The following is a 25531-nucleotide window of genomic DNA, read 5'->3' as shown; positions in this document are numbered from 1 at the left end:
CGGTTAGCCCATCCGGGCGCTGATCAGGAACCGGCTGCGGCTTTCGGCCGACTTGCGTTCCAGCGCCTGGCGCTCCTGCTGCTCGGTGGCGTCGAGCATGGCTTCCAGCAGGCGCGAGAAGTGCAGGCGCATGGCCTGGCGGGCGGCCTTGGCGTCGCGGCGGCGCAGGGCCTCGACCACGGCGGCGTGCTCGTTCTGGCGGGCGTCGCCATCGTGATGGCAGATCGACTCGTGGGTGCGGCGCACCTCCGGATCTTCCATGCGGAACTTCCAGAGGGTCTTGATCGTGTGGATGATGACGCGGTTGCCCGAGGCCGAGGCGATGGTCATGTGGAACTCGCGATCCACCGCCGTCGAGCGGGCGTCATCGTCGCCGGCCTCGACCATCTCGATCAGCAGGGCGTCGAGCTTGGCCAGATCCGCGTCCGAGATGATCGGCGCGGCCAGGGCGGCGGCCTCGGACTCGAACAGCGAGCGGGCTTCGGTCAGCTCGAACGCGCTGACCGTCGGCAGGGCGTCGCCGCCGGCGCTGTCGGGCGCGACCGGACCGCAGACATAGACCCCCGAGCCGGCCCGGATACGCAGAGTCCCGCGCGCCTGCAGCGCGATCTCGGCCTCGCGCACCGTCACCCGGCTGACGCCCAGCCGTTCGGACATCTCCCGCTCGCCCGGCAGCCTGGAGCCGGGCGGAAACTCTCCCGCCCGGACCATGCCGGCGATCTTGTCGGCGATTTCCTCGAACAGCCGGCGGTCGGCCATGGCGCCCCTCTAAGACGTTGTTGCGTCGCCAGATTTGCCCCAATCGGATTAAAATTGGAATAGCAAATTGGTTTGCACCACGGCCGCCAATCGGCCCTAGAAGCGCGCGCGTATCGAAGCGAAGAACTGCGGCCCGAAGTACTGGTAGTTGCGGGTGCTGCCCTGGATCGGCATCGAGTCGACCTTGACCTCGTTGAAGAGGTTGAGGCCCTGCAGGCGGATATCGACCTTCTTGTTCAGCTTGTACTGGGCGGTGAAGTCGAAGGCGTCGCCGCCCGAGATGTAGCGCAGTTGGGCGTTGCCGCCGACGAAGTCCTGATAGTAGCGCGAGCGGTAGCGGTAGATGCCCTGCAGGGTCAGCGGGCCGGCCTCGTAATAGAGCTGGGCCGACAGCACGTGCTTGGAATAGCCGTTCAGGCCCGCGGCCGGGATCATGCCTTCGGTCACCACGCCGGTGTCGGGGTCGACGACGTCGCCCAGCCGGATGTCGTGGTTCTTGAAGTTGGTGATCGCGTAGTTGTAGCTCAGCTTGCCGCCGAAGCCGTCGAGCGGCTTGGGCAGCCAGCTGAACTTGTTCGAGAGCGTGAACTCCGCGCCGTAGACGTGGCTCTTGTCGTCGCTGTTCTGGGTCTGGGTGACCGGCACCGTGACGTTCTGACCGTCGATGACGAACTCTTCGTCGATGGTCACCGGGATGAAGCCGCCGGTGAACTGTTTGTAGTACAGCGTCGTCGCCAGGATGGTGTCGCGGTTGTAGTAGTATTCGAGCGCGACGTCGGCGTTCCACGACATGATCGGCTTCAGGCGCGGGCTGCCGCTGGCGACGATCTCGCCGATCGCGTCCTGGATCGAGGTGAAGTCCGTGCCGTCCTGCAGGGTGATGGTCCGCCCCGCCGCCAGACTGCTGGGGGCCGGCCGCGACATGGCGCGGTAGAGCGCGATCCGGCCGACCGTCTTGGGATTCAGGTCGAAATTGGCGTTGACGCTGGGCAGCACGCGGAAGCTGGACGCCTTGATCCGGGTGTCGTCGAACTCGCCGGTCTCGACCAGGCGGATCGAGCCGTCGCTGTTGTTGACCACTTCCAGGCCGGCCCGCAGGCCCTTGGAGACGACGCTGGTGTCGACGACGCGGACGCCGAAGTTGCCACGCACCGGCATGCCCGCCGCCTCGCCCCTGTAAGACGCCATGACGTAGCCCGACCACACGGTCTCGGTGACGTCGGCGTTGGCCACCGAGCGGGTGTCGCCCGTGCCGCCGGGATCCTCCGTGCCAAGATAGTTGCGGAACTGGCAGAGGGTGTCGAAGGTCGCCCAGCTGTGGATCGAGCCGCCGGGGGCGTCGGACATGTAGTCTGACTGCGGGAAGTTGGTGCGGCAGGCCAGGTTCACCGCCCGGTCCACCGCCAGGCTGGCCTGGTCGATGGTGACCAGGTCGTCATAGGTGGTGTAGCGGCGACGCGAATAGCGCAGGCCCGCGTCGACCTTGTTGATGAAGCCGTCTAGCGCGTAGCTGGCGTCGAAGCGGGTCGCGAAGATGCGGTCCTTCTTCTCCTCCTCCTCGCGGGTCAGGCGAGCGTCGTCGCTGAACAGCGACCAGTCGTCGAGGTTGAAGCGCGGATCGATGGTGATGGTGGGCGCGAAGCCGTTGCGGGCGTCGTAGACGTAGGGCACGCGCTGATTGTTGATCGCCGTGCGCACGCCGTAGATGTCGAGCGGATCCGAGCGCAGGCGGACCGAGCGGGTCAGGTCGGTGCGGGTGGTCTGGCTGTAGGAGATGTCAGCCTTCAGGGTCAGGCGATCGGTGGCCTCGAACTCGAAATTGCCGCCCCCGCCGATGTATTCCTCTTCCCGCTGGAACAGGGTCGAGACCGACTGCAGCGTGCTCGAGCCCTCGGCGTAGAGCAGCCGGCCGTCATCGTCGTACTGCACGTTGTGCAGGTTGTAGCGGGTCTCGGCCAAGCCCAGGTCGTGGCGGTCTTCCTGGTAGTTCCGCTTGGAATATTCGACGTCGAAATTGGCGTCGAAGCGGTCGTTGGGCTGCCATTGCAAGGCGCCGAAGAAGGCGTCGCGCTTCTCCTTGGCGGTCAGCTGGCGATAGGTCATCGAGTTGGGCGTCAGGTAGAACGGCGCGCCGGCGGCGGCCTGGGCGCGGCTCACCTCGGTGCAGTTGCCGGTGCTGACGATGCTGGGATTGCAGGCCACCCAGGTGTTCGACGCAACGTAGGACTCGGCCGGGTCGTCGACCTGGTTGCGCTGGATCCCCAATGAAATCCCGACATCGCCGAGCTTGCCCAGCTCGTACTGGTCGACATAGCTGGCCGTGCCGCGCCAGCCCCAGGGATCGGAGCCGGTGATCCGCTTCTGGTAGGGATTGTAATTGCCCTTCAGCTCCACCTGGGCCAGCCGCTTGCCGTAGTCGAGCGGCTTCTTGGTCTCCATCTCGATCGTGCCGGCGACTCCGCCCTCGATCAGGTCGGCCTGCTGGGACTTGTAGATCTTGATGCCGTTGAACAGTTCGGACGGAAACTGGCCGAAGTTGACGGCGCGGTCGCCGCTGCCGTTCGAGGCCTCGCGGCCGTTGAAGGTGGTGGCCGACAGGAACGAGCCCAGGCCCCGCAGCGACACTTCGGTCGGGCCGTAGTTGCCGCGATCGGCGGTGGCGCCGGTGATGGTCATGATCGCTTCGCCGATCGACTGGCCCGGCAGGTCGCCGATCTCGTTGGCCGACAGGGCGTCGACGATGGCCGTCGTGTCGCGCTTCACCGCGATCGAATTCTGCATGGTCTGACGGACGGCGCTGACCACCACCTCGTCGACCGAGTTGTCGGTGATCGGCTGATCGGCGGGCGCGGTGGCGACCGCTTCCTGAGCCGAAGCGCCGGCGGCGAACGCGATGGCCGAGGCGGCGACGCCGCAGCTCAGGACCGACCGCAGGACCGCGAACCGCGCCTGGATGCCCAGAGTAGACTGGACGCGCGGAGTATTGGCGACGTGCATGTTTGCTCCCTCCCCTTCTTTTCTTATTCCGGAACCGTGCGACCTGACCGCAGGTGCGTCAAGGTGGATTCGCGGACCAATTTTAGAAATATTTAGGCCAGTTTGAACTGGTCGATATGCATACCAATTTTCGACAGGCAGGCGCGCGGAAGCGCCCCCCGGCCAGGGCCGTGGCGGGAGGCTGCTTCCGCGTCCTCCCGCTTAAGGAACCAGTTGGCTGCGCAGCGCCGGCACGGCGGCGGCCAGGTCGTTGGCGACAAGCCGGGCGAACACCCGCGCGCCGGTCTCGCCGACGTGGGTGTAGTCGAACTTGCGCACCAGCTGGCCGCGCGGCCCGGTCTCGGTCGTCGGGACGTCGGGCTGGCGCGCTTCCTCCGCCGCGCGTGGCGGCAGGGTCGTGCCGGCCTTGGCGGCGGCGACTTCGGTCTCGAGCGGCTCGGCCTGGGCCAGCTTCATGGAGTCGACCGCGCCCAGCTTGCGCACGACGGCGGCGCTGGACTTGTTGAGATCCACCAGCGGCGTCTTGGTCTCGGCGGCGACTTTGCGCACCTCCTCAGACCAGGGCTCCAGCGTGTTCTTCAGCTGGCCGCCGGCGAACTCGCGGCGGGTCAGAGGGGTCAGCAGCACCGGCTCGGCGCCGGCCGCCCTCACCTCCTCGACGAACCGCTTCAGGTTGGCCGGGAACTCGGTGGTCATGTCGGTCCAGCGCTCGCCCTTGGACGACTGGTCGTTGTGGGCGAACTGGATCAGCACGTAGGTGGCGGCGTAGCCCTTCACCCGCGCCTCGTTCAGCGCGATGTCCCACGAGCCCTCGGCGCGGTAGCTGCGGGTCGAGCGCCCGCCCCGGCCGAGGTTCAGGCAGTTCAGCGACGACTTGACGTGATAGTCGCAGAAGGCCGAGGCCCAGCCGCTGCCCGGGGCCATGGTGGAGTCGCCGACAAGAATGATCTTGTAGGGCTTGATCGGGGCGGCGTCGGTGCGCGGCTCACGATCCTTCTGCGGGCCGGGCGGCTGGGCCAGGACGGCGGCCGGAGCCGCCGCCAGGACCAGGGCCGCGAGCATCGCGGTTCTGATTTTCATTGGATCCTCCCTCCTTGTCTTTGCGGCTTTTTCCTCGTGTACCGGGCCGGCCCTACGAGAAGGCCAGCCCGCCGTTGATGTCGAGATTGACCCCGGCCAGGAACGAGGCGTCCTGCGAGGCCAGGAAGGCCACCGCGGCGGCCACTTCCTCCGGCGCGCCCTCGCGGCGCAGCGGCGTGTTGCCGGCCACGGCGGCGCGGCCTTCGGGCTTGGAGAAGATGTCGTGGAAGCTGGTGCCGATCAGCCCCGGGCACAGGGCGTTGACGCGGATGCCGCGCGGCCCCAGTTCCTTGGCCCAGCCTCGGGTCAGGGTCATCAGCGCGCCCTTGGAGGCGGCGTAGACGCTGGCCCCGGGGCCGCCGCCGTCGCGGCCGGCCAGCGAGGCGATATTGATGATCGCCGCGCCATCCGGAATGTGCGGCAGGGCCGCCTTGGTCACCAGGAAGGCCGACTTCAGGTTCAGGGTCATGACCTGGTCGAAGAAGGCCTCGTCCATCTCGGCCAGGCTCTTGCGAGCGACCATACCGCCGGCGAGGTTGACGAGAATGTCGATCTTGCCGGTGACGCCAGCAGCGGCGGCCACAAGGGCGGCGACCTCGGTCGCGTCGGTGACGTCGGCGCGGTGCAGAACCGCCTTGCCGCCGGCCGCTTCGATACGGGCCGCCGTCTCCTGGGCCGAGGCTTCGTCGCCGCGATAGTTCACCACCACGGTCGCGCCCTCGGCGGCCAGTCGCAGCGAGACCTCGCGGCCGATGTCGCGGCCGCCGCCGGTGACCAGCGCGACCTTGTCCTTGAACCTCATGGGGTCCCCTCTTTTACTGAATGTCGGAAGCCGGCGCGGAGACGGGGCTTTCGCGCCCGCCCAGCAGCCAGAGAGCGATGACGCCCAGCGGCACGATGGCCGCCGCCAGGACGAAGATCGGGGCGTAGCCGTGCCGAGTCATGACCGGCACAAGCCAGGTGGTGACCAGGGTTCCGGCCACGGCGGCGGTGCCGCCGACGCCGGCGATCGTGCCCACGGCCCCGCCGCCGTAATAGTCGCTGGGCAGGGTCTGGATGTTGTTGATGGCCACCTGGAAGCCGAAAAGGATCACGGCGATCAGCAGCACGGCGCTCAGCGGATCGGCCGCCCGGGCCGTCAGCAGCAGGGCCGGCAGCATGATCACGCCGCCCAGGGTCACCGCGAAGCGCCGGGCGCTGAGGGTCTTCCAGCCGCGCCGGATCAGCGCACCGGACAGCCAGCCGCCGCCGAGGCTGCCCAGCATGGCGCCAACGAACGGCACCCAGGCGAACAGGCCGATCTTGCGCACGTCGAAGCCGAAGCTTTCCGCCAGGTAGATCGGCAGCCAGGAGACGAACAGCCACCAGACCGGATCCAGGAAGAAGCGCGAGACGATGATCGCCCAGCTCTGCTTCTGGCGCAGCAATTGGCGCAGGGTCGGCGACCAGCCGGCTTTCGCATTGGCCTCGCCGCGATCGGCGATGTGGGCGCGCTCGGCCTCGCTCAGCCACGGATGGGCGCCCGGGTCGGCCCGGTAGATGAACAGCCAGGGCAGCAGCCACAGGAAGCCCAGCACGCCGACCACCAGGAAGGTCGCCCGCCAACCCAGGAGCTCGAACAGCAGGGCCACCAGCGGCGCCGAGATGATCGCTCCGATCGCCGCGCCGGAGTTGAAGATGCCTTGCGCCAGGGCGCGTTCGCGCGGCGGGAACCACAGGGCGTTGGCCTTGACCGCCCCGGGCCAGTTGCCGGCCTCGCTGATCCCCAGCGTCACGCGCAGCAAAGCGAGCAAGCCGAGCGACCGCACCAGGCTGTGGGCGGCGATCGACAGCGACCAGACCAGGATCGAGACGGCGAAGCCCATGCGGGTGCCGATGACGTCGAACACCTTGCCGAACAGCGACTGGCCGAAGGCGTAGGCGACCATGAAGATGGTCACCAGCAGGGCGTAGTCGGCCTTGTCGGCGCCGATGTCCTTCGACACCGCCGGCCACATCACGGCCAGGGCGTTGCGGTCGATGTAGTTGATGACGGTCGCCAGCCCGACGAGGCTGACGATCAGCCAGCGAAGCCCGCCCCTCATTGACCGATATCCTCGCCGTCGAAGCGGGCGAAGTGCCCCTTCCAGCTGAAGGGCGCGCCGTCGACGTTGGCCTTGTGGGCGGCGCCGGGATCGGCGCTGTCGGCGATGGCCAGGACGATCGTGCGACCGCCGGCCAGCACGATGGTGACGACGTCGGCGTCGGCCGTCCGTACATGGCGCAGGGCTTCGATGCGGCTGGTGCTGCCTTCGGTGGTCTCCGCCGACGGGTCGTAGGCCCCATGCGGCTCGAGCACGCCGACGAAGGTCGTGTCGGTCGCGCCCTTCACCCGCTGGATCAGCACGGGTTCGCGGCGCAGGTTGAACTTCGGATCGTTGGCGCCGCTCTCGCCGAGGATCACCTCGGCCCCGGCCGGCGGCAGCATGCGCCAGGTATAGAAGCGCTCGCCGTTGATCCAGGTCAGGCGGGCGTTGGAGGCGTCGGGCGTTCCGGTCGCGTCGACCCATAGGTGCTGGTAGCCGTCGTCCTTGCCGAGCACCGGCCGCTCGGCGAGGTTCTGCTTCAGCGGGAAGCCGGCGTCGATGATGTGGCCGGAGAAGTGCAGCGGCAGGTCGTACTGGGCCGGCTTGTCGCCGTGCACCTTCAAGAGGTCGAGCACCAGCGGCGGGCCCTTGCCGCCGACGTCGATCTGCACGATCGACCGGCGGAAGGTCACGCCCGGCCAGGCGCCGGCCATCTCGGCCGTGCTGATCTTCGCCTTGCCCTCGGCGGAGAAGAAGATCTGCCTGGGCGCTAGGGTGTTGGCGACCTTGACCTTGCCGTCGAACTGGCTGGTCTCGTTCACCACCAGGGTGTTGTGGGCCACGCTCTGCTTGGCCCAGGTCTCGTTTTCCTTGAGGTAGCGACCGCCGTCCTTGGCCTCGATGTTGAGGAAGCGGGCCGCGCCGTAATCGGTGATGATCGCCCGGCCGGCGTCGTAGAGGATCCAGTTCAGCTTGTCGTAGTGGCCGTGACCCATGCCCTGGGCCGAGTTCTTGACCGCCACGACCTCGTCCTCGTCGCCCGGACCGGCGCGCATCACGGCGATCGCGCCCTGGTCGCCGTCGGGACCGTCGCGGAACAGCATCGAGGCGTAGGGGAACGGCCTTTCCTTGCCGGCCGCCAGGTCGCGGGCCACGGCCAGGCCGTCCGGCGTCAGGGTCGTGCGGCCCTGCCAGCGGGCGATCGACAGCAGCGCCGGATCCTTGGTCGCGCCATAGGCGATGGCCACCGACTGGTAGAGCTCGTCGGTCTTGAGGCTCTTTTCCAGCAGGGCGTCGTTGAACGGGAAGAAGTAGCCGTCATAGGTCAGTTGCACCGCCGCGCGGACCGCCTTGGTCAGCACGCCGCCGCGGTATTCGAAGATCTTCCGCTGCGGCTCGTTCTCGTCGATGGCGTGGGCGAACAGCACGAAGGGCTGCAGGGCGTAGCGCTGGTAGTACGGCCCCTCGGCGTAGTAGCCGTCCGGCGAGAACAGCTGGTCGATCTGCTTGAGGAAGCCGACCTTGCCCGAGCGGTCCGTGCCCTTCAGGGCCTTTTCCACCATTACCTGATCGCGCAGCACGTAGCCGGTCATGCCGACGGCGGCGCAGGCCCAGGTGGCGTGGTTGTGGATGATGTCGAAGACCTGCGGCTGGTCGTCGGCGATGAACTTGGCCATCGGCCGGAAGACGCCGTCGTCGATGGTCTTGCGGTCGGCGTCGCTGAGGGTGTCGCGGATCGCGTCGTAGCCCTGGATCGAATAAACCACCCAGACCGCGTCGTTCAGGCTCTGCCAGAACAGCTTGCCGGCGGAATTGTTCTTGGCGGCCGGGTGCAGGCCCAGGGTCGGATAGAGCTTGGCGTATTCCAGCAGCATCCGCCGGGCGTAGTCGGCATAGGCCTTGTCGCCGGTGGCGCGGTACAGCATGCCCGCGCCGTAGATGGCCATGTAGTTGCGCTTGTGCTGCTCGTGGGTGCGGCCGCCGCCCGGATCCTTGGGCACGGGCACGTCGATGCCGGCCTTCATGGCCGCGTCGACCTCCTTGCGGACCCGCTTCAGTTCGGCGGCGAACATCGGATAGCCCTCGCCTTCGCTGCGCATGGCCGCCAGATCCGCGCCGCCGACCAGAACAGGCCCCTGCCCGCCCGGCTGGGCCATGACGCCGACGGGCAAAGCCGCCGAGACCAGCAGGGCCAGAACCAGGCCGCCCGCGCGTCGCCGAATGTGTCGCACTCGTCTTACTCCCTCGATGCCGCCAGCTCTGTGGCTGGTCCGCAGGTTCGAGAAAACGGCATACGGCAGAGCGGACCATTTGTCCTAACAAATTTTCAGATCTCAGCCCATTTTTGGTCCGCGATATTGCCTATACCAATTTAGACCAGTTTGGTTTGGCGCTCATTCGACGGCTTGCGGCCATGGCGCAGCGAGCCCGGCGCCCCTGCGGGCCTCGGGATCGGGATGAGCATCAGGGATGAGAACGGCGCGAAGCCGTCAGTTGATCCGGCGCTTTTCCAGCTTCCGGGCCAGGGTGCGGCGGTGCATGCCCAGACGCCGGGCGGTCTCGGAGATGTTGAAGTCGGTCTCGACCAGGGTCTGGTGGATCCGCTCCCATTCCAGATTCTTCAGCGAGGTGGCGCGCTCGCCGATGGCCGCGCCGGCGTCGCCCTCGCGCTTGTCGAAGGCCGCCTCGATGTCGTCGGTGTTGGAGGGCTTGGCGAGGTAGTGGCAGGCGCCCAGCTTGATGGCCTCGACCGCCGTGGCGATGCTGGCGAAGCCGGTCAGCACCACGATCAGCATGTCCGGATCGCGGGCGATCAGCGCCTGGACGCAGGACAGGCCCGACTCCCCGGCCAGCTTCAGATCCACGACCGCGTAGCGCGGCGCGAAGGTCTCCAGCGCCGCCAGGGCCTCTTCCAGGCCATGGACATGCACCACCTCGTAGCCCCGACGCTCGAACGAGCGCTTCAGGGTGGCGGCGAACTTCTCGTCGTCCTCGACGATGATCAGCTTGCGCTCAGCTGGCATGACGCCTCCGGATCTGCAGCGAGGCCAGGGGCAGGGTCAGCACGACGCTGGCGCCGCCCTCGGGGCGGTTCTCGGCGCCGACCGCGCCGCCCAGCTTGCGCAGCACGTTGACCACCAGGAACAGGCCAAGGCCGCCCCCTGCCCGCCCCTTGGTCGAGTTGTAGGGCTTGCCGAAGTTCTCCAGTGTCTCGAGCGCGAAGCCGGGGCCGTCGTCGTCGACCTCGATGACGATCAGCCCGCCGCTGACGCTCGCATGCAGCCGCACCGCCTCGGGCGAGGCGTCCAGCGCGTTGTCGAGCACGTTGTGGATCACCTGCTTGAGGGTCGATTCCGCGACGATCGAGGTCGGCGTGACCAGATCGGTCTCGTAGGTCAGGACGTCGCTGTTGCGGGTGGCGCGCCAGTCGGCCACCACCTCGTCCATGAAGGCCCGCAGGGTGCTGACGCGGACCTCGCCGCTGCGCGCCTCGCCCGCCGACAACAGGACGCCGGTGACGATCTGCTTGCAGCGCTGGACCTCGCCGCGCATGTCCTCCAGCTCCTGGGCCAGCTCGGGGTGCTTGGCGAAGACCTTCATGCGACGCCAGTCGCTCAGTATGACGTCCAGCGTGGCCAGCGGCGTGCCCAGCTCGTGCGCGGCGCCGGAGGCCAGCAGGCCCATGCGGACGATGTGGGTCTCCTCGGCCGCCCGCTGGCGCAGCTCGGCCAGGTGGGCGTCGTGGCGGCGCAGGTTGGTGTTGATGCGCGAGACGAAGGTCACCAGCAGCACCGCGTCCAGCACCACGCCCATCAGCATGCCCATGATGAACAGGCCGAAGAACGCCTGGTCGCTGAGCCCCGTGGCGATGACCGGACGGTTGAAGGCCACCAGCATCAGGAAGCAGAAGCTGGTCAGGAACACGATCGCCCAGGTGGCCCAGACCTCAAGCAAGACGACGCCCAGGATCACGTGCATCAGATAGAGGGTCGTGAAGGGGTTGGTCGCCCCGCCGCTGAAATAGAGCTGGGCAGTCAGGGCCAGGGCGTCCAGCGCCAGGGCCGAGAACAGGTCGTACGGGCCCAGCGGCTTGGCGCTCTTCAGGCGTAGGAGGCTGGCGAGGTTCAGCACCACCAGCGCCGCCAGCACCAGCATCATCGCCGCCAGGGGCAGCTGGAAGCCAAGGCTGAAATGCACCGCCAGTATGGTGACGACCTGCCCAACCACTGCGATCCAGCGCAGGTGGATCAGCTGCAGCATGTTCTGCCGGGCGATGGCGTCGGCGGGGTTCGCCGCGTTGTCCGCGGCCCGCGCCCCCGAAAGCCAGCCCGACATGCCGGCGATCAGGATGCGGGCGGTCGGCGTCATGGGGCCTCTTTAACCCGGTTCCGGCGCGCGTCGAACAGAACATAGGCGGCCGCCCTGCCGGTCAGCAGCGCAAGGCCGAACCAGGTCAGGGCGTAGACCAGGTGGCTGTTGGGGAAATTGACGACGGTCAAGCCGCCGATCGGCCAGCCGCCGGGATTGGGCGTCGCGTCGGCGTCCACGAAATAGGGCGCGGTCCGGCCCAGGCCCTTGGCCTTGGCGATGGCCTGGACGTCGCGGGAGTACCAGCGGCCGCCCGCCGGATCATTCTTGCGCAGGAAGCCGCCGTGCGGCTCGGTCAGGCGCAGCAGGCCCACGACGCTGACGGGACCGGCAGTCTGGGCGGCCAAGCGCGTTCCGGGCGCGCGATGATCGGCGGAAACGAAGCCGCGATTGACGAGGACGTCGAAGCCCTGGTCGGTGGAAAGCGGGGTGATTACCCAGAAGCCGGGCCCTTCGAGGGTGACGGCCTGAACCAGGGTCTCGCGGTCGTGAAGGAAACGACCGGTCAGGCGCACGCGGCGATAGCCGTCGGAGGCCTGGCTGATCCCCGCCCAGCGGTCGGGACCGGGGGGCGGGGTCGGCTCTGCGTGGATGCGCTGCTCGACCCGGGCGATCAGGTCGAGCTTCCAGGCCCTGCGCTGGACCTGCCAGCCGCAGAGCGCCAGGAAGATCGCGGTGAAGGCCAGGCAGAGCCCGGCCAGGGCGATCGTCCGGGCGCCGCCGCGGCGGGCCGTCATCAGGGAACTTCCCGCATGTCGTGCGGCATCGGGGCCATCATGTGGGTGTCGAGGTTGTGCATGACCCACAGCGAACCCGACAGCGTGATCACCACCACGACGAGGGTGAACACCAGGGCCAGCATGGTCCAGCCGCCTTCCGAACGCGAGTTCATGTGCAGGAAGTAGATCATGTGGACCAGCACCTGAATGATCGCCAGGCCCATGACGGCGATGGCGGTCATCTGGTTGCTCGGCAGGACATGGCCCATCACCAGCCAGAACGGGATGGCGGTGAGGATCACCGCCAGCACGAAGCCGATGACGTAGTCCTTCAGCGAGCCATGGGCGCCGCCGTCGTGGTCATGACCGTGGTCATCGTGCGCGTGGTGCGCATCGTGGCTGGCCGCGCTCATTTCAGGGCTCCGAGCAGATAGACGAACGAGAAGACGCCGATCCAGATGACGTCGAGGAAGTGCCAGAACATCGACAGGCACATCAGGCGGCGCTTCATCTCGACGCCGAGGCCGCGCTTGGCGACCTGGACCATCAGCGTGACGAGCCAGATGATGCCGAAGGTCACGTGCAGGCCGTGGGTGCCGACGAGCACGAAGAACGACGACAGGAAGGCGCTGCGCTGCGGGCCGGCGCCCTCGTGGATCAGGTGATGGAACTCATAGAGTTCCAGCGACAGGAAGCCGAGGCCGAAGAGGCCCGTGATCGCCAGCCAGATCAGCGTCGACGGAACCTTCTTGGCCTGGGCCGAGAGCATGGCGAAGCCATAGGTGATCGACGAGAACAGCAGCAGCGCGGTGTTCACCGCCACGATGGGCAGGTCGAACAGATCCGCCCCCGAGGGGCCGGCCGCATAGTTGCGGCCGAGCACGGCGTAGCACGCGAAGAGGACCGCGAAGATCAGGCAGTCGCTCATCAGGTAGATCCAGAACCCAAGCAGGGTCCCGTTCTCCGGATGGTGGTCCTCGGTCAGGTGGAAGCGGGTTTCGCCCGCTTCGGTCAGAGTCTGGGCGTGGGCCATGGTTACGCGAGGCTCCGCAGGGCTTCGGTCCGGGCGTCCTCGACTTGGACGACCTCCTCGGCCGGAATGTAGTAGTCACGCTTGAAGTTGAAGGTGTGGGCGATGGCCCCGCCGACCAGGGCGACGAACGACGCCACAGCCAGCCACCAGATGTGCCAGATCATCGCGAAGCCGACGACGATGCTGATGCCGGCCAGGATGATCCCCGCGCCGGTGTTCTTCGGCATGTGGATCGGGATGAACCCGGTGGTCGGACGCACGTAGCCGCGCTGCTTCATGTCATGCCAGGCGTCGACCTCGTGGATCACCGGCGTGAAGGCGAAGTTGTAGGCCGGCGGCGGCGACGAGGTCGACCACTCCAGCGTACGGCCGCCCCAGGGGTCGCCGGTCGGATCGGCCAGCTGCTCGCGCTTCAGATAGCCGACGACCATCTGCAGAACGAAGGCGATGATGCCGATCAGGATCAGAACCGCGCCGAAGGCCGAGATCACGAACCAGATCTGCAGGCTGTGGTCCTCGAAGTGGCTCATGCGGCGGGTCACGCCCATCAGGCCGAGCACGTAGAGCGGCATGAAGGCGAAGAAGAAGCCGATCTGCCAGAACCAGAACGAGACCTTGCCCCAGAACGGGTCGAGCTTGAAGCCGAAGGCCTTGGGGAACCAGTAGACGATGCCGGCGAACATGCCGAACACCACGCCGCCGATGATCACGTTGTGGAAGTGGGCGATCAGGAACAGCGAGTTGTGCAGGACGAAGTCGGCGGGCGGGACGGCCAGCAGCACGCCGGTCATGCCGCCGATGACGAAGGTGACCATGAAGCCCACGGTCCACAGCATCGGCACCTCGAAGCGGATGCGGCCGCGGTACATCGTGAACAGCCAGTTGAAGATCTTCGCCCCTGTCGGGATCGAGATGATCATGGTCGTGATCCCGAAGAACGAGTTCACGCTGGCGCCGGAGCCCATGGTGAAGAAGTGGTGCAGCCACACGATGTACGACAGGATCGTGATGACGACCGTGGCGTAGACCATCGAGCTGTAGCCGAACAGACGCTTGCCGCAGAAGGTCGAGACGACTTCCGAGAACACGCCGAAGGCCGGCAGCACCAGGATGTAGACCTCGGGGTGACCCCAGATCCAGATCAGGTTCACGTACATCATCGGGTTGCCGCCGAAGTCGTTCGTGAAGAAGTTGGTGTGCAGGTAGCGGTCGGCGGTCAGCAGGGCCAGAACGGCCGTGAGGATCGGGAAGCTGGCGACGATCAGGACGTTGCTGCAGAGCGAGGTCCAGGTGAACACCGGCATCTTCATCAGGCTCATGCCCGGCGCGCGCATCTTCACGATGGTCACGATCAGGTTGATGCCCGACAGGGTGGTGCCGACGCCGGCGATCTGCAGCGACCAGATGTAGTAGTCTACCCCGACATCTGGACTGTACGCCAAATTGGAGAGTGGCGGATAAGCCAGCCAGCCGGTGCGGGCGAACTCGCCGACGAACAGCGACAGCATCACCGTCACCGCGCCGCCGACCGTCATCCAGAAGCTGAAGTTGTTCAGGAACGGGAAGGCCACGTCGCGGGCGCCGATCTGCAACGGCACGACGAGGTTCATCAGGCCGGTGATCAGCGGCATCGCCACGAAGAAGATCATGATCACGCCGTGGGCGGTGAAGACCTGGTCGTAGTGGTGCGGCGGCAGGTAGCCGGCGGCGTCGCCGAAGGCCAGGGCTTGTTGCGCCCGCATCATCAGGGCGTCGGCGAAGCCGCGCAGCAGCATGATGATGGCCAGGATGATGTACATCACCCCGATCTTCTTGTGGTCGACGCTGGTCAGCCACTCACGCCACAGATAGCCCCAGACCTTGAAATAGGTCAGGGCGGCCAGGACGGTGATACCGCCCAGCGCGACCATGGCGAACGTGCCGAGCAGGATCGGCTCGTGGAAGGGAATGGCGTCCCATGTGAGACGGCCGAAGATCGTTTTTACGAGGTCCGGGGACATGATGATCTCTAGGCTTTGATCAGCGCGCTTCGGCGGGCGCGGACTTGGGGGCGCAGAGCGCGGCGACGAACGAGCGGATGCCGCCCTCCCCGCGCCGAACCCGCTTGTCGTATTCGAGGGTGGTGACGTTGGTGGTCCCGGCCATGCCGAGGCCGCCGGCCTTGTCGATGGCCATCATGTCGTGCTGGCACATCTTGCCCGGCTCGACGCAGCGGTTGACCGCCTTGTCGAACAGGCCGGCCTCGACCGAGGCGAAGCGTTGCGGCGGCACCTTCTCGCTCGGCTTTTCCAGCACGAGGTAGCGCGTGCCGTCGAGGCGACCGTCGCTCTTGCGGACGTCGGCGGCCCACTTGTCGAAGTCGGCGCGGCTCATGCCGTGGAACTTGAAGCGCATGTGCGAGAAGCCCTCGCCGCTGTAGTTGGCCGAGAAGCCGTCGAACACGCCCGGCTTGTTGATCACGGCGTGCAGCTTCGTGCGCATGCCGGGCATGGCGTAGATCTGGCCGGCCAGGGCGGGCACGTAGAACGAGTTCATCACCGACGAGGCCGTCAGGTCGAAGTCGATCGGGGTGTCGACCGGGGCCGCCAGTTCATTGACCGTGGCGACGCCCAGCTCGGGATAGATGAACAGCCACTTCCAATCGAGAGCGACGACCTGAACCTTCAGCGGCTTGACACCTTCGGCCGTGCGGCCCGGCGCCAGGCGGTCAAGCGGACGGTACGGGTCGAGCAGGTGGGTGCTGGTCCAGGTGACGGCGCCCAGGATCATGATGATCACCAACGGCGCGGCCCAGATCACGATCTCGAGCTTGGTCGAGTGGTGCCAGTCGGGATCGTACTTGGCGGTCTGGTTCGACTGCCGGTACTTCCAGGCGAAGAACAGGGTCAGGAAGATGACCGGCACAATGATGACCAGCATCAGCACGGTCGACAGGATGATCAGGTCGCGCTGCTGAACGGCGATATCGCCCGACGGGTTCATCACGACCCAGTCGCAGCCGCTCAGGGCGAGCAGCAGGGGCAGCAGGGCGAGCTTCTTCAATGGACTCGGAATCATGGGGAACCTGGACTTCGGACGCATTGGCCGGCGCGATAGTCTAACGCAGGAGGGCGCGACATTGGACCATTTGTCCTAGGGCGCCGCAGTGCAGCACGAAAATGAGGAGCCGAAGGCGCATCAAGGCGTTTGCCAGAACGGGGCAGTTGGTCTCATGCTCTCGTTCAGACCGTCGGCAAGGCGGCTGAAAAGAGTTTGGGACGGAACAACAGGAACAAGGCGCGTAGCTGCATGAATCAGGATTTCGCACTGCCGACGTCATCGGGCCTCGAGCGCGACGCGCGGCGATTGCACGCCGACCACAAGGGCGTCCGGCCTGGCGAGATCGCCATCGGCGTGATCATCGGGCGAACCTCGGAGTTCTTCGACTTCTTCGTCTACGCCATCGCTTCGGTGCTGGTGTTCCCTCACCTCTTCTTTCCGTTCGTGGACCGGCTGACGGGCGTCCTGTGCTCGTTCGCGATCTTCTCGCTGGCCTTCGTGGCCCGCCCGATCGGCTCGGCGATCTTCGGCGTCATCGACCGCAACTACGGCCGCGGCGTGAAGCTGACCATCGCGCTCTTCCTGCTGGGCGGCTCGACGGCCGCGATGAGCTTCCTGCCGGGCTACGCCACGGCCGGCGCCGCGGCGATCTGGGCGCTTGCGGCCTTCCGCATCGGCCAGGGCCTGGCCCTGGCGGGCGCCTGGGACGGCATGGCCTCGCTGCTGGCGCTGAACGCGCCTGAGAAGAAGCGCGGCTGGTACGCGATGATCCCGCAGCTGGGCGCGCCGTTCGGCTTCATGCTGGCCAGCGGCCTGTTCGCCTATTTCGTCGCCAGCCTGGGCTCGGCCGACTTCCTCGACTGGGGCTGGCGCTACCCGTTCTTCGCGGCCTTCGCGATCAACGTCGTGGCCCTGTTCGCCCGCCTGCGCATCGTCGCCACCGAGGAGTTCGGCCAACTGTTCGAAAAGGGCCAGCTGAGCCCCGTTCCGCTGACCAGCCTGATGAAGGCCCAAGGCTCGAACGTGATCATCGGCGCCTTCGCCCCGCTGGCCACCTTCGCCATGTTCCACCTGGTGACGGTGTTCCCGCTGTCGTGGGTCAGCCTGCACGACGACGGCGGCGAGGCGCTGAACTTCCTGCGCATCGAACTGGCCGGCGCCCTGGTCGGCGTGGTCGGGATCATGGTCTCCGGCTGGATCGCCGACCGCATCAGCCGCCAGAACCAGCTGGCGCTGTCGGCCGTGCTGATCGGTATCTTCAGCCTGGCGGCCCCGTGGCTGCTGGACGCCGGCAGCCTCGGCCAGACCGCCTATGTCGTGATCGGCTTCGCGATCCTGGGCCTGTCGTTCGGCCAGGCCTCGGGCGCGGTCAGCTCGGGCTTCCTGCGCAAGTTCCGCTACAGCGGCGCGGCCCTGACCTCGGACCTGTCGTGGCTGATCGGCGCGGGCTTCGCGCCGCTGGCCGCCCTTGCCCTGGCCAGCTTCTGGGGCTTGCCGGCCATCGGGCTCTACCTCGCCTCCGGCGCGGTCGCGACCCTGATCGCCCTGACCATCGACCGCCGCCGCCGGCTGCGCAAAGGCGCGCCCAAGGCCTGATCGAAGCCGTCAGCTCGAACAAAAAGGACGCCGCGGGCCCAGCCCGCGGCGTCTTTCGCATCAGAAGTCGGCCGACAGCGTGACCTGGAAGGTCCGGTGCGAGCCCGGCCGGAAGGTCGCGGCGGTGTTCACCGTGGTGCTGATCGTGCCCAGGTAATCCTCGTCGAAGATGTTATCGACGTTGATGCGGGCCTTGACCTGCTTCAGCGGCCCGACGCCGAAGCCGTCGCCGAGATCCACATAGGCGTTCCAGATGGTGTAGCCGTCGGTCTTCTCGGTGTTGGTCATGTTGGTGTAGCGGTCGCTGAGATGGCGGGCCGAGACGTTGACCACGGCCCAGTCGACCGGCTCCCAGGTCACCCCGCCCTGGAACAGCCAGGTCGGGAAGTCGGGCAGCGTGTTTCCGGCGATCGCATTGGTCCCGAAGTTGTTCTCGAACTCGGCGCGGTTGTACGACAGGTTGGCGTTGAAATAGATCTTGCCGCCCAGCAGCTCGGGCTTCCACTGGCCGCTGAACTCGGCCCCGTGGGCCTCCACGGCCCCGACGTTCTGGTAGAAGGTCTCGGTGGTCGTGCTGCCCGGCACCACCGAGGCGTAGGACTGCAGCCGATTGTCGAAGGCGGTGTAGTAGACCACGACCGAGGCGTTGAACGTCGCGCGGTTGGCGCGGTAGCCCAGTTCCAGGTTCTGCGAGGTCTCCGGCTCGGGTCCGGGGACGCTGGGGCTGGCCGCCGAGAAGATGTCGTCGGCGCCGCGCGGCAGGGCCAGGTTCTCCGAATAGGAGGCGAACACCTGGTCGCGGCTGTTGATCGAGTAGACCAGTCCCACCTGCGGCAGGAAGCCGTCCTTCCAGTTGTCGGTGATCGTCGGCTTGCGCTGGGCGATGTAGTCGGCCGGGTTACGATAGCCGCTGATCTTGTAGTCGATGTCGGTCGACTTGAAGCCGACCTCGACCTTCAGGCGGTCGTCGAGCAGCTTGACCGTGTCCTTGAGGAAGAACTGGGTGGTCTCGCGGGTCGAGACGTAGTTGCGCTGCAGGTGCACCGGCTCGTTCAGCAGCGGCGTGCCGTCCGGATCGCCGTTGACGGTGTTATAGCGCGCCTGGGTCCGGTGGTAGTCGTCCTTCTCCAGCCAGACGCCGGCCTGGACGGTGTGGGCGCCCGTCCGCCAGGTCCCGCCGACCGTGACGCCCTTGCGGATGCCGTCGACGCCCGACAGGCCGTATTGCAGGCCCTTCGGCGCGGTCAGGCCCGAGACGTAGTTCTTCTCGGCGTTGTAGCTGGCCAGCGAGGTGGCGTAGGCCTCCGGCGAGACGCCGTAGCCGCCCTTGTCCTCGTAATAGGCGGTCGAGCGGATCTCGAAGTTCTCGCCGATCGGCTTGTTCAACGACAGGCCGTAGAGGTGGTCCTGCCGGGCGTTGACCGCGAACTTGTAGTACTGGTTGTAGAGCGCGTTCGAATAGGGAACCCCGGTCGTCGTCGCCGCCAGGCTGGGCACATAACCGAGGTAGGCGAAGTCGCGCCCCTTGCGCCCGAAGGCGTCGCCGGCCGTGCCCAGGTACTGGGCCTTGGTGATCGACGGAGAGTCGTAGTCGTAATAGTCGTTGTGCACGGTCTGGAACGTCAGGTTCCCGCCGCTCTCGAAGGCGTAGTCGACCTTGCCCTCGTAGTGCTCGCGCTTGATCGTGCCGGGACCGCGCCACAGGTCGCCCTTCACCCAAGAACCGGCCACATAGCCCGACAGGTTGCCGATCTTGCCGCTCTCCAGGCGCAGGAAGCTGCGGCGCAGGTTGTCCTCGCCCCAGGTCTGGCTGGCCGAGCCGCCGGCTTCGGCGTCGGGCGTCTTGGTGAAGTAGTCAACGATCGGCCCCAGCGAGGCGTAGCTGGGCAGGGCGACGTCGCCGGCGCCGGCCGAGGCCTGCACGCGGGCCAGGTTCTCGTTGTCGACATAGCGATAGATCGGGCTGCCGCCGAACTGGTCGCTGCGGCCCATCGGAATGCCGTCGAGCAGGAAGCCGATCTGCTGGAAGTTGAAGGCCCGCACCGACACCGAGTTGCCGAACTCGTACATGCCCAAGGCGTCGTTGGCCTGGACGTTGAAGCCCGGCAGGCTCTCCAGCATCTTTAGGCCGGTGACGCCGGCCGGGGCCGACAGCAGCGCCTCGCGGGTGATCGAGACCGTGGCCGTGGCCTGGTCGGTGCCGATGGCGACGCTGGCCTCGGACACGCGACGACCGGTCACCACGATGGCGTCGACTTCTTCGGGAGCGCTCTCCTGGGCCAGGGCCGGCGACGCGCCGCAAAACACGCTGGCGGCCATCAAGGCCAGCTTCCAACGCGACGCGACGACGGGTTTCGATTGGGCTTTGGTCATGGCTATCCCCTGCTATTGACCCGACGAGCCTGACTCCCGACCCCAGGTCAAAAAACAGAAATCGCCATTTACTCAGCCCACTTTTCTTCGTGTTCCCGGGTGGCGCAAATGAGATGATTTAATATGCAGCCTGACCAGTTCTTGACTGATCGCGCACCACGACTTCGTCGACCGACTTCTTTCTGAAAAGTCAGACGCGGTTGGAGATCGAAATCTGCGATGGCGCACCGCTCTCCTTGGGCGCGACAAGGCAAGTCCATCGCCCTGCGCTCCACAGGTCAAGGGTCCGAGCCGACGACACGCCGCTTCGCCGCCGAACGCCCACGTGAGGGGCGCCCGGCGGACGACAACGGTCAAGCGATCCGCAACCGGACGATCCGCCCGGCGCGGTTCAGCCGAACAGCGGCCTGTGGTCCAGGCGCGGCAGCACGTGCCTGGCGAAGAGATCGGCCTCGGCGATGTGCGGGTAGCCCGACAGGATGAAGGCCTCCAGGCCGATCTCGCGATAGGCGTTGATCTTGGCCAGCACCTGGTCGGGATCGCCGACGATGGCCGCGCCGCAGCCCGACCGCGCCCGGCCGATGCCGGTCCACAGATTGTCCTCGACATAGCCGTCGCCCGCCGAGGCCTCGCGCAGTTCGGCCTGGCGGCGCACGCCGAACGAGGCCGCGTCCAGCGACTTGGCGCGGATGGCCTCGCCCTCCTTGGCGTCCAGCTTGGACAGCAGCCGGTCGGCGGCCGCCCTCGCCTCTTCCTCGGTCTCGCGCACTACCACGTGGACGCGATAGCCGAAGCGAAGGGTGCGGCCATGGGCGGCGGCGCGGGCGCGCAGGTCCTCGATGGTCTCCTTCACCACCTCCATGCGGTCCGGCCACATCAGGTAGACGTCGGCGCCCTGGGCGGCCACCTCGCGGGCCTCGTGCGACAGGCCGCCGAAGTAGAACGGCGGGCACTTGCCCGAGACCGTGCGCAGGCGCGGTGGATCGAGCTTCAGCTTGTAGAACTCGCCCTGGAAATCGATGCTCTCGCCGTTCAACAGCGAGCGCAGGATCGTCATGGCCTCCAGCGTGCGGGCGTAGCGCGGCCCGGACGCCAGGGTCTCGCCCGGCAGGTCGCTGGAAATGATGTTGAGGGTCAGGCGGCCCTCCAGCATCTGGTCCAGGGTGGCGATCTGGCGGGCCAGCTGCGGCGGCCACATCTCGCCGCAGCGGATGGCCAGGAGCAGCTTCAGCTTGTGCAGGATCGGCGCCAAGCCGCCCGCGAAGGCCACGCCCTCGATGCCGAGGTTGTAGCCCGACGGCAGCAGCAGATTGTCAAACCCGCCGCTTTCGGCCGCCAGGGCGATGTCGCGACAGTGGGCGTAGGAGGCCTTCAGCGCTGGATCGGGAACGCCGAGGAACTCGTAATCGTCGTCGCAGAGCGCCGAAAACCACGAGACTTCGCAGGGAGGCAGGGTGCTCACGGCAGGGGAACTCCGCGGCTGGCGGTGAGGATCGCGTACCACTGGGTGCGGCTCAGCTTCACGCGCAGGGCGTCGGCCGAGGCCTTGATGCGCTCGGGGGTCTGAGAGCCGACGATCGGGATCGGCCGCGACGGGTGGGCCATGATCCAGGCCAGAGCGACGGCGGCGCGGTCGACAAGCTGCTCGCGGGCGATGACGTCGAGGGCCTCGATCACGGCGCGGCCGCGATCGTCGGTCCCCTGCCCCACCAGACGGCCGCCGCCCAGCGGCGACCAGGCCAGCACGGCCAAGTCACGCTCCAGCGCCTGGTCCAGCACGCCGTCCGAGAGCGGCTCGATGGTCAGGGGCGAGAACTCGGGCTGGATGCTGGCCAGGGCGAACGGCAGGTGGGCCTGCAGGGCCGCCACCTGGCTCGGCAGATAGTTCGACACGCCGACGGCGTCGATCTTGCCCTGCTCGCGCAGCTTGGTCAGCGCGGCGGCGATCTCGGCCGGATGGGCCAGAACGTCGGGGCGGTGGATCTGGTAGAGGTCGATCTTCTCGACGCCCAGGCGCTGCAGCGAGGCCTCGCAGGCGGCGACCAGATAGTCGGCGCTGGAGTCGTAGGGCACGCCCAGGATGATGCCGCCCTTGGAGGCCAGCACGAACTTCTCGCGCAGGTGCGGGGCGTCGCGCAGCACCTTGCCGAGCAGGACTTCCGACGAGCCGAAGCCATAGGGCGTGTCGGCGCCGTAGACGTCGGCGGTGTCCAGCAGGGTGATCCCGCTCTCCAGCGCGGCCTCGACCAGCAGGCGGGCGTCGGCGACCGATTCCCCCTTGAAACGCCACATTCCCCAGGCCAGCGGAGAAACGGAAATACCGCTCTTGCCGAGCGGACGGGGTTCGTGTGACTGGCGGCTCTCACTCATGGGTACATGCTTTCAGTTCGGGGGATTTGAAGATGGTTGAGAAGCTCAGGGTCGGTCTGATCGGGGTCGGCATGATGGGCAACGAGCATCTGCGCAACCTCGAACTGATGCCAGACGCCCACGTGGCGGCCATCGCCGATCCGACGCCGGGCTCGCTGGACTGGGCGCGGGCGACCCTGGGCGACAAGGCCAAGGACGTCGAGGCCTTCGCCGACGGCGCCGAGATGCTGGCCAAGGTCGAACTCGACGCGGTGATCATCGTCTCGCCCAACTTCACCCACCGCAAGGTGCTGGAGGCGGCGCTGGCGACCAATGTGGCGATCCTCTGCGAGAAACCGCTGTGCAGCGACCTGGCCGACGCCCGCTGGGCGGCCGAGACGGCCGATGCGCGTACGGCCAAGACCGGCGCCCTCTTCTGGACGGCCATGGAGTACCGCTTCATGCCGCCGGCCGCCGAATTCATCCGCCGGGTCCACGCCGGCGACGTCGGCAAGCTGGCTATGCTGTCGATCCGCGAGCACCGCTTTCCGTTCCTGGTCAAGGTGGGCGACTGGAACCGGTTCGCCGCCAACACCGGCGGCACCATGGTCGAGAAGTGCTGCCACTTCTTCGATCTGATGCGCCTGATCACGCGGGCCGAGCCGGTCTCGGTGTTCTGTTCGGGGGCCATGGACGTCAACCACCTGGACGAACGCTACGACGGCAAGACGCCGGACATCATCGACAACAGCTACACCGTCGTCGAGTTCGACAACGGCGTGCGGGCCATGCTCGACCTCTGCATGTTCGCCGAGGGCGTCGAGGAGCAGGAGACCCTGACCGCGACGGGCTCGGAAGCCCGGCTGGAAGCCCTGATCCCGCCCGGCGACCTGGTGTTCGCCCCGCGCGTGCCGCTGGGCTCGCCCAAGAAGATGGTCCGCGAGCACGTGCCGGTCGACGAGGCGGCGATGAAGGCGGGCACCCACCATGGTTCGACCTTCTACCAGCTGCGGGCCTTCCTCGACGCGGTGCGTGACGGCGGAGCGCCCGCCGTCACCGCCCGCGACGGCCTGATGGCCGTGGCCATCGGAACCGCCGCCGAGATCAGCGCCCGCGAGAAGCGGGTGGTGACGCTGGCTGAACTGGGGTTCTGAGGGCCGGCTCGAAGCTCCCCTCTACTCCCGTCATTCCCGCCCTTGTGGCGGGAAACCCTCTTTCAGCCGCAGGTGCGAGTGAAGCGGACCGCCTGCGGTCCGCCGCATTTTCACGTGCGAGCGGACCCAGGGGTTCCCGCCACAAGGGCGGGAATGACGGGAAGTTAGGAGAAGTTGTTCAGCCCCCTAGAACTCCTTGCGCACCGACAGGCCCCAGTAGCGGGCGTTGTCGCGCGGCACGTAGCGGACCACGCCGGCCAGGCCGCCATAGACCAGGTACGGCGAGTACGACTTGTCGGCGATGTTCTTGACCACCGCGCGCACCTGCCAGCCGTTCTCGACGCCGACCAGGCCGACGCCGGCGTTCCAGATGCCGTAGGCCTTCTGGATGGTGTCCGGCGTCTCGGCTAGCGAGTACTGGGTGTCGTCCTTCCAGCTGTAGTCGGTCGACAGCACGACGTCGAAGGCGCTGTTGAGGCGCGTGCGGTACTCGACGTCGGTATAGGTCTTCCACTTCGGAGCGAAGGGCAGCGGCTGGCCGTCGATGTTGCAGCTGCTGGCCGCGCCGGTCGGGCAGTTGAAGTGCTCGACCGTGGCGTCGGTGTAGGCGAACGAGAAGCCCAGCTTCAGGCCATGGGCCGGACGCAGGGTGAAGTCGCCTTCGACGCCCTGGCTCGACACCGAACCGGCGTTGATCAGACGGCTGACGATCGCCGCCGGGGTGCCGGCCACGTCGGTGAAGTTGGCCTGGTAGTTCTCGTAATCGGTCTTGAAGATCGCCAGGGCGCCGACGAAGCGGCCGCCCAGGGCCGTGCCCTTGATGCCGGCTTCGTAGCTGTCCGAGGTCTCCGGCTTCAGCGAGATCTCGTCGATCGCCTGCATGTTGAAATAGGTGTTGTAGGCGGGGCCCTTGTAGCCGCGCGAGTAGGTCGCATAGACGTTGACCGTCTCGGCCACGTCGTACTGCAGGCCGGCGCGGCCGCTCCAGCCGTCCTTCTCCAGCGAGCCCGCGCTCGTGTGGTTGGGACGGATGCCGGTCAGGGCCACGGTCGTGGTGGCCTGGCGGTCATGGTAGTAGCTCAGCTCGTCGCGGATCGCGCGGGCGCCGAGGATGGCGCGGAACTTCGGCGTGAAGTTGATGTTGCCCTCGCCGAAGATCGCGTAGTTCACGCCGCGCGTGCCGTAGCGGGCGACGCCATAGTCGCTGACCGCCGAACCCGAGACGATGCGGGTCAGATCGCGGCGATAGACCTCGTCGGTCTCGGCCTTCAGGTAGTAGAGGCCGGCGACGTAGTCGATCAGCCCGCCCTTGGGCGAGGTGATGCGCAGTTCCTGCGAGACCTGGCTGAAGTCCACCTTGCCGTCATCGAAGGCGGTCGGGATGGCCGCGGTGGCCACGGCCAGTTGGTCGAAGTCCTGGCGCTGATGGTTCTTCCAGCTGCGGTAACCGCTGATGGAGGTGATCGTGAAATCGCCGACCTTCCAGTCCGCCTGGGCCGAGACGCCGCCGTTCGCATCCGCGCCGAGAACAGCGCCCCGATGGTCTTCACATAGGACGGCGTGCCCATCGACTCCGTCGCGCCCAGGGCCACGCGAGCGGCCGAGAACTGCAGCATGGTGTTGGCCCCGCCATGGGCCATGGCCGCCAGGCTCCAGGTCGCCACCCCGACGGGCGCGGCCCATTTGACGCCGAGCTTGTCGACGATACCGCCGGTGAACAGGAAGGCGATGGCCGCCGAGAACTGGAACAGCGAGGCGAGGCGCCCGTAGTCGGCGTCGCTCCAGCCCATGTCCTGCTCGATGATCGGCTTGAGCACCGCGATCACCTGCCGGTCCACATAGTTGAGGATGCCGGCGAAGATGATCAGGCCCAGCAGCAGCCAGCGACGGCGCTCGGCGGCGGTCTGGGCGGGCGTCTGACCCGCGGTCTGGGACACGGCTGCGGCGTCGGTCATCGAACGGTCTCCAAAGCAAAGCCAAACCCGATGGCGACGCTAG

The 25531-nt window shown here is 67.1% G+C and carries 18 protein-coding genes and 2 pseudogenes; 2 read left to right on the top strand and 18 right to left on the bottom strand.

Annotated features, from left to right (window positions below; translation table 11 throughout):
* Positions 1 to 3: 3 nt before the first annotated feature.
* The 13 genes from AC2YHT_RS16850 to cyoA all read right to left on the bottom strand — a co-directional run bounded on the left by AC2YHT_RS16850 (position 4) and on the right by cyoA (position 16103).
* Positions 4 to 759 carry a FadR/GntR family transcriptional regulator gene (locus AC2YHT_RS16850; protein WP_487290931.1) on the bottom strand — a complete coding sequence of 252 codons (756 nt, stop codon included), beginning with the start codon at positions 757 to 759 and terminating at the stop codon, positions 4 to 6.
* A gap of 96 nt (positions 760 to 855) precedes the next feature.
* On the bottom strand, positions 856 to 3756 hold the full coding sequence (locus AC2YHT_RS16845; protein WP_487290930.1) for a TonB-dependent receptor: 2901 nt from the start codon (positions 3754 to 3756) through the stop codon (positions 856 to 858).
* A 201-nt stretch (positions 3757 to 3957) separates the two neighbouring features.
* The gene (locus AC2YHT_RS16840; protein ID WP_487290929.1) at positions 3958 to 4836 is read right to left on the bottom strand and encodes a rhamnogalacturonan acetylesterase; all 879 of its coding nucleotides are present in this window, start codon (positions 4834 to 4836) and stop codon (positions 3958 to 3960) included.
* A gap of 52 nt (positions 4837 to 4888) precedes the next feature.
* Entirely contained in the window at positions 4889 to 5638 is a 750-nt protein-coding gene (locus tag AC2YHT_RS16835; protein ID WP_487290928.1) for an SDR family NAD(P)-dependent oxidoreductase, read from the bottom strand.
* Between the two features lie 13 nt (positions 5639 to 5651).
* On the bottom strand, positions 5652 to 6920 hold the full coding sequence (locus tag AC2YHT_RS16830; protein ID WP_487290927.1) for an MFS transporter: 1269 nt from the start codon (positions 6918 to 6920) through the stop codon (positions 5652 to 5654).
* On the bottom strand, positions 6917 to 9133 hold the full coding sequence (locus AC2YHT_RS16825) for an alginate lyase family protein (RefSeq protein ID WP_487290926.1): 2217 nt from the start codon (positions 9131 to 9133) through the stop codon (positions 6917 to 6919). Before AC2YHT_RS16825 ends, AC2YHT_RS16830 begins: the two co-directional genes overlap by 4 nt.
* 258 nt (positions 9134 to 9391) lie before the next feature.
* The gene (locus AC2YHT_RS16820; protein WP_487290925.1) at positions 9392 to 9925 is read right to left on the bottom strand and encodes a response regulator transcription factor; all 534 of its coding nucleotides are present in this window, start codon (positions 9923 to 9925) and stop codon (positions 9392 to 9394) included.
* Positions 9915 to 11270, bottom strand: a complete 1356-nt coding sequence (locus AC2YHT_RS16815; protein ID WP_487290924.1) for an ATP-binding protein — start codon at positions 11268 to 11270, stop codon at positions 9915 to 9917. The genes AC2YHT_RS16820 and AC2YHT_RS16815 overlap by 11 nt, the downstream gene beginning before the upstream one ends.
* Positions 11267 to 12007 carry an SURF1 family protein gene (locus AC2YHT_RS16810; protein ID WP_487290923.1) on the bottom strand — a complete coding sequence of 247 codons (741 nt, stop codon included), beginning with the start codon at positions 12005 to 12007 and terminating at the stop codon, positions 11267 to 11269. Before AC2YHT_RS16810 ends, AC2YHT_RS16815 begins: the two co-directional genes overlap by 4 nt.
* Positions 12007 to 12402 (bottom strand): cytochrome o ubiquinol oxidase subunit IV, encoded by a 396-nt coding sequence (cyoD, locus tag AC2YHT_RS16805; protein WP_487290922.1) that lies wholly within the window; start codon positions 12400 to 12402, stop codon positions 12007 to 12009. Before cyoD ends, AC2YHT_RS16810 begins: the two co-directional genes overlap by 1 nt.
* The gene (gene cyoC, locus AC2YHT_RS16800) at positions 12399 to 13022 is read right to left on the bottom strand and encodes a cytochrome o ubiquinol oxidase subunit III (protein WP_487290921.1); all 624 of its coding nucleotides are present in this window, start codon (positions 13020 to 13022) and stop codon (positions 12399 to 12401) included. Before cyoC ends, cyoD begins: the two co-directional genes overlap by 4 nt.
* A gap of 2 nt (positions 13023 to 13024) precedes the next feature.
* Positions 13025 to 15022 carry a cytochrome o ubiquinol oxidase subunit I gene (cyoB, locus tag AC2YHT_RS16795; RefSeq protein WP_487290920.1) on the bottom strand — a complete coding sequence of 666 codons (1998 nt, stop codon included), beginning with the start codon at positions 15020 to 15022 and terminating at the stop codon, positions 13025 to 13027.
* 19 nt (positions 15023 to 15041) lie between these two features.
* A complete protein-coding gene (gene cyoA, locus AC2YHT_RS16790; protein WP_110120520.1) occupies positions 15042 to 16103 on the bottom strand; it encodes a ubiquinol oxidase subunit II in 1062 nt (353 codons plus the stop codon).
* Between the two features lie 207 nt (positions 16104 to 16310).
* On the opposite strand from cyoA, the gene AC2YHT_RS16785 reads away from it, so the two are divergent.
* Positions 16311 to 17657 (top strand): MFS transporter, encoded by a 1347-nt coding sequence (locus AC2YHT_RS16785; RefSeq protein WP_487290919.1) that lies wholly within the window; start codon positions 16311 to 16313, stop codon positions 17655 to 17657.
* 60 nt (positions 17658 to 17717) lie between these two features.
* Here AC2YHT_RS16785 and AC2YHT_RS16780 read toward each other — a convergent pair whose 3' ends face one another.
* The 3 genes from AC2YHT_RS16780 to AC2YHT_RS16770 form a co-directional block, all read right to left on the bottom strand.
* Positions 17718 to 20030, bottom strand: coding sequence for a TonB-dependent receptor family protein (locus AC2YHT_RS16780; RefSeq protein WP_487290918.1), 2313 nt, complete (start codon positions 20028 to 20030; stop codon positions 17718 to 17720).
* 391 nt (positions 20031 to 20421) lie between these two features.
* A complete protein-coding gene (locus AC2YHT_RS16775) occupies positions 20422 to 21492 on the bottom strand; it encodes an LLM class flavin-dependent oxidoreductase (protein ID WP_487290917.1) in 1071 nt (356 codons plus the stop codon).
* The gene (locus AC2YHT_RS16770) at positions 21489 to 22322 is read right to left on the bottom strand and encodes an aldo/keto reductase (protein ID WP_487290916.1); all 834 of its coding nucleotides are present in this window, start codon (positions 22320 to 22322) and stop codon (positions 21489 to 21491) included. The genes AC2YHT_RS16775 and AC2YHT_RS16770 overlap by 4 nt, the downstream gene beginning before the upstream one ends.
* 110 nt (positions 22323 to 22432) lie before the next feature.
* On the opposite strand from AC2YHT_RS16770, the gene AC2YHT_RS16765 reads away from it, so the two are divergent.
* Positions 22433 to 23533: a Gfo/Idh/MocA family protein gene (locus tag AC2YHT_RS16765; RefSeq protein WP_487290915.1), complete on the top strand. Its 1101-nt coding sequence runs from the start codon at positions 22433 to 22435 to the stop codon at positions 23531 to 23533.
* A gap of 186 nt (positions 23534 to 23719) precedes the next feature.
* On the opposite strand, the pseudogene AC2YHT_RS16760 reads toward AC2YHT_RS16765, so the two are convergent.
* Both AC2YHT_RS16760 and AC2YHT_RS16755 read right to left on the bottom strand, forming a co-directional pair.
* A pseudogene (locus tag AC2YHT_RS16760) lies at positions 23720 to 25072 on the bottom strand (TonB-dependent receptor); the annotation flags it as partial.
* Positions 25048 to 25488, bottom strand: a pseudogene (locus AC2YHT_RS16755) (MFS transporter); the annotation flags it as partial. The pseudogenes AC2YHT_RS16755 and AC2YHT_RS16760, both read right to left, overlap by 25 nt.
* Between the last annotated feature and the right edge of the window lie 43 nt (positions 25489 to 25531).

The organism is Caulobacter sp. SRI_008 (genome assembly GCF_057586355.1).
Note: the sequence above shows the minus strand (reverse complement) of the source record. Positions and strands in the feature narration are given on the sequence as shown.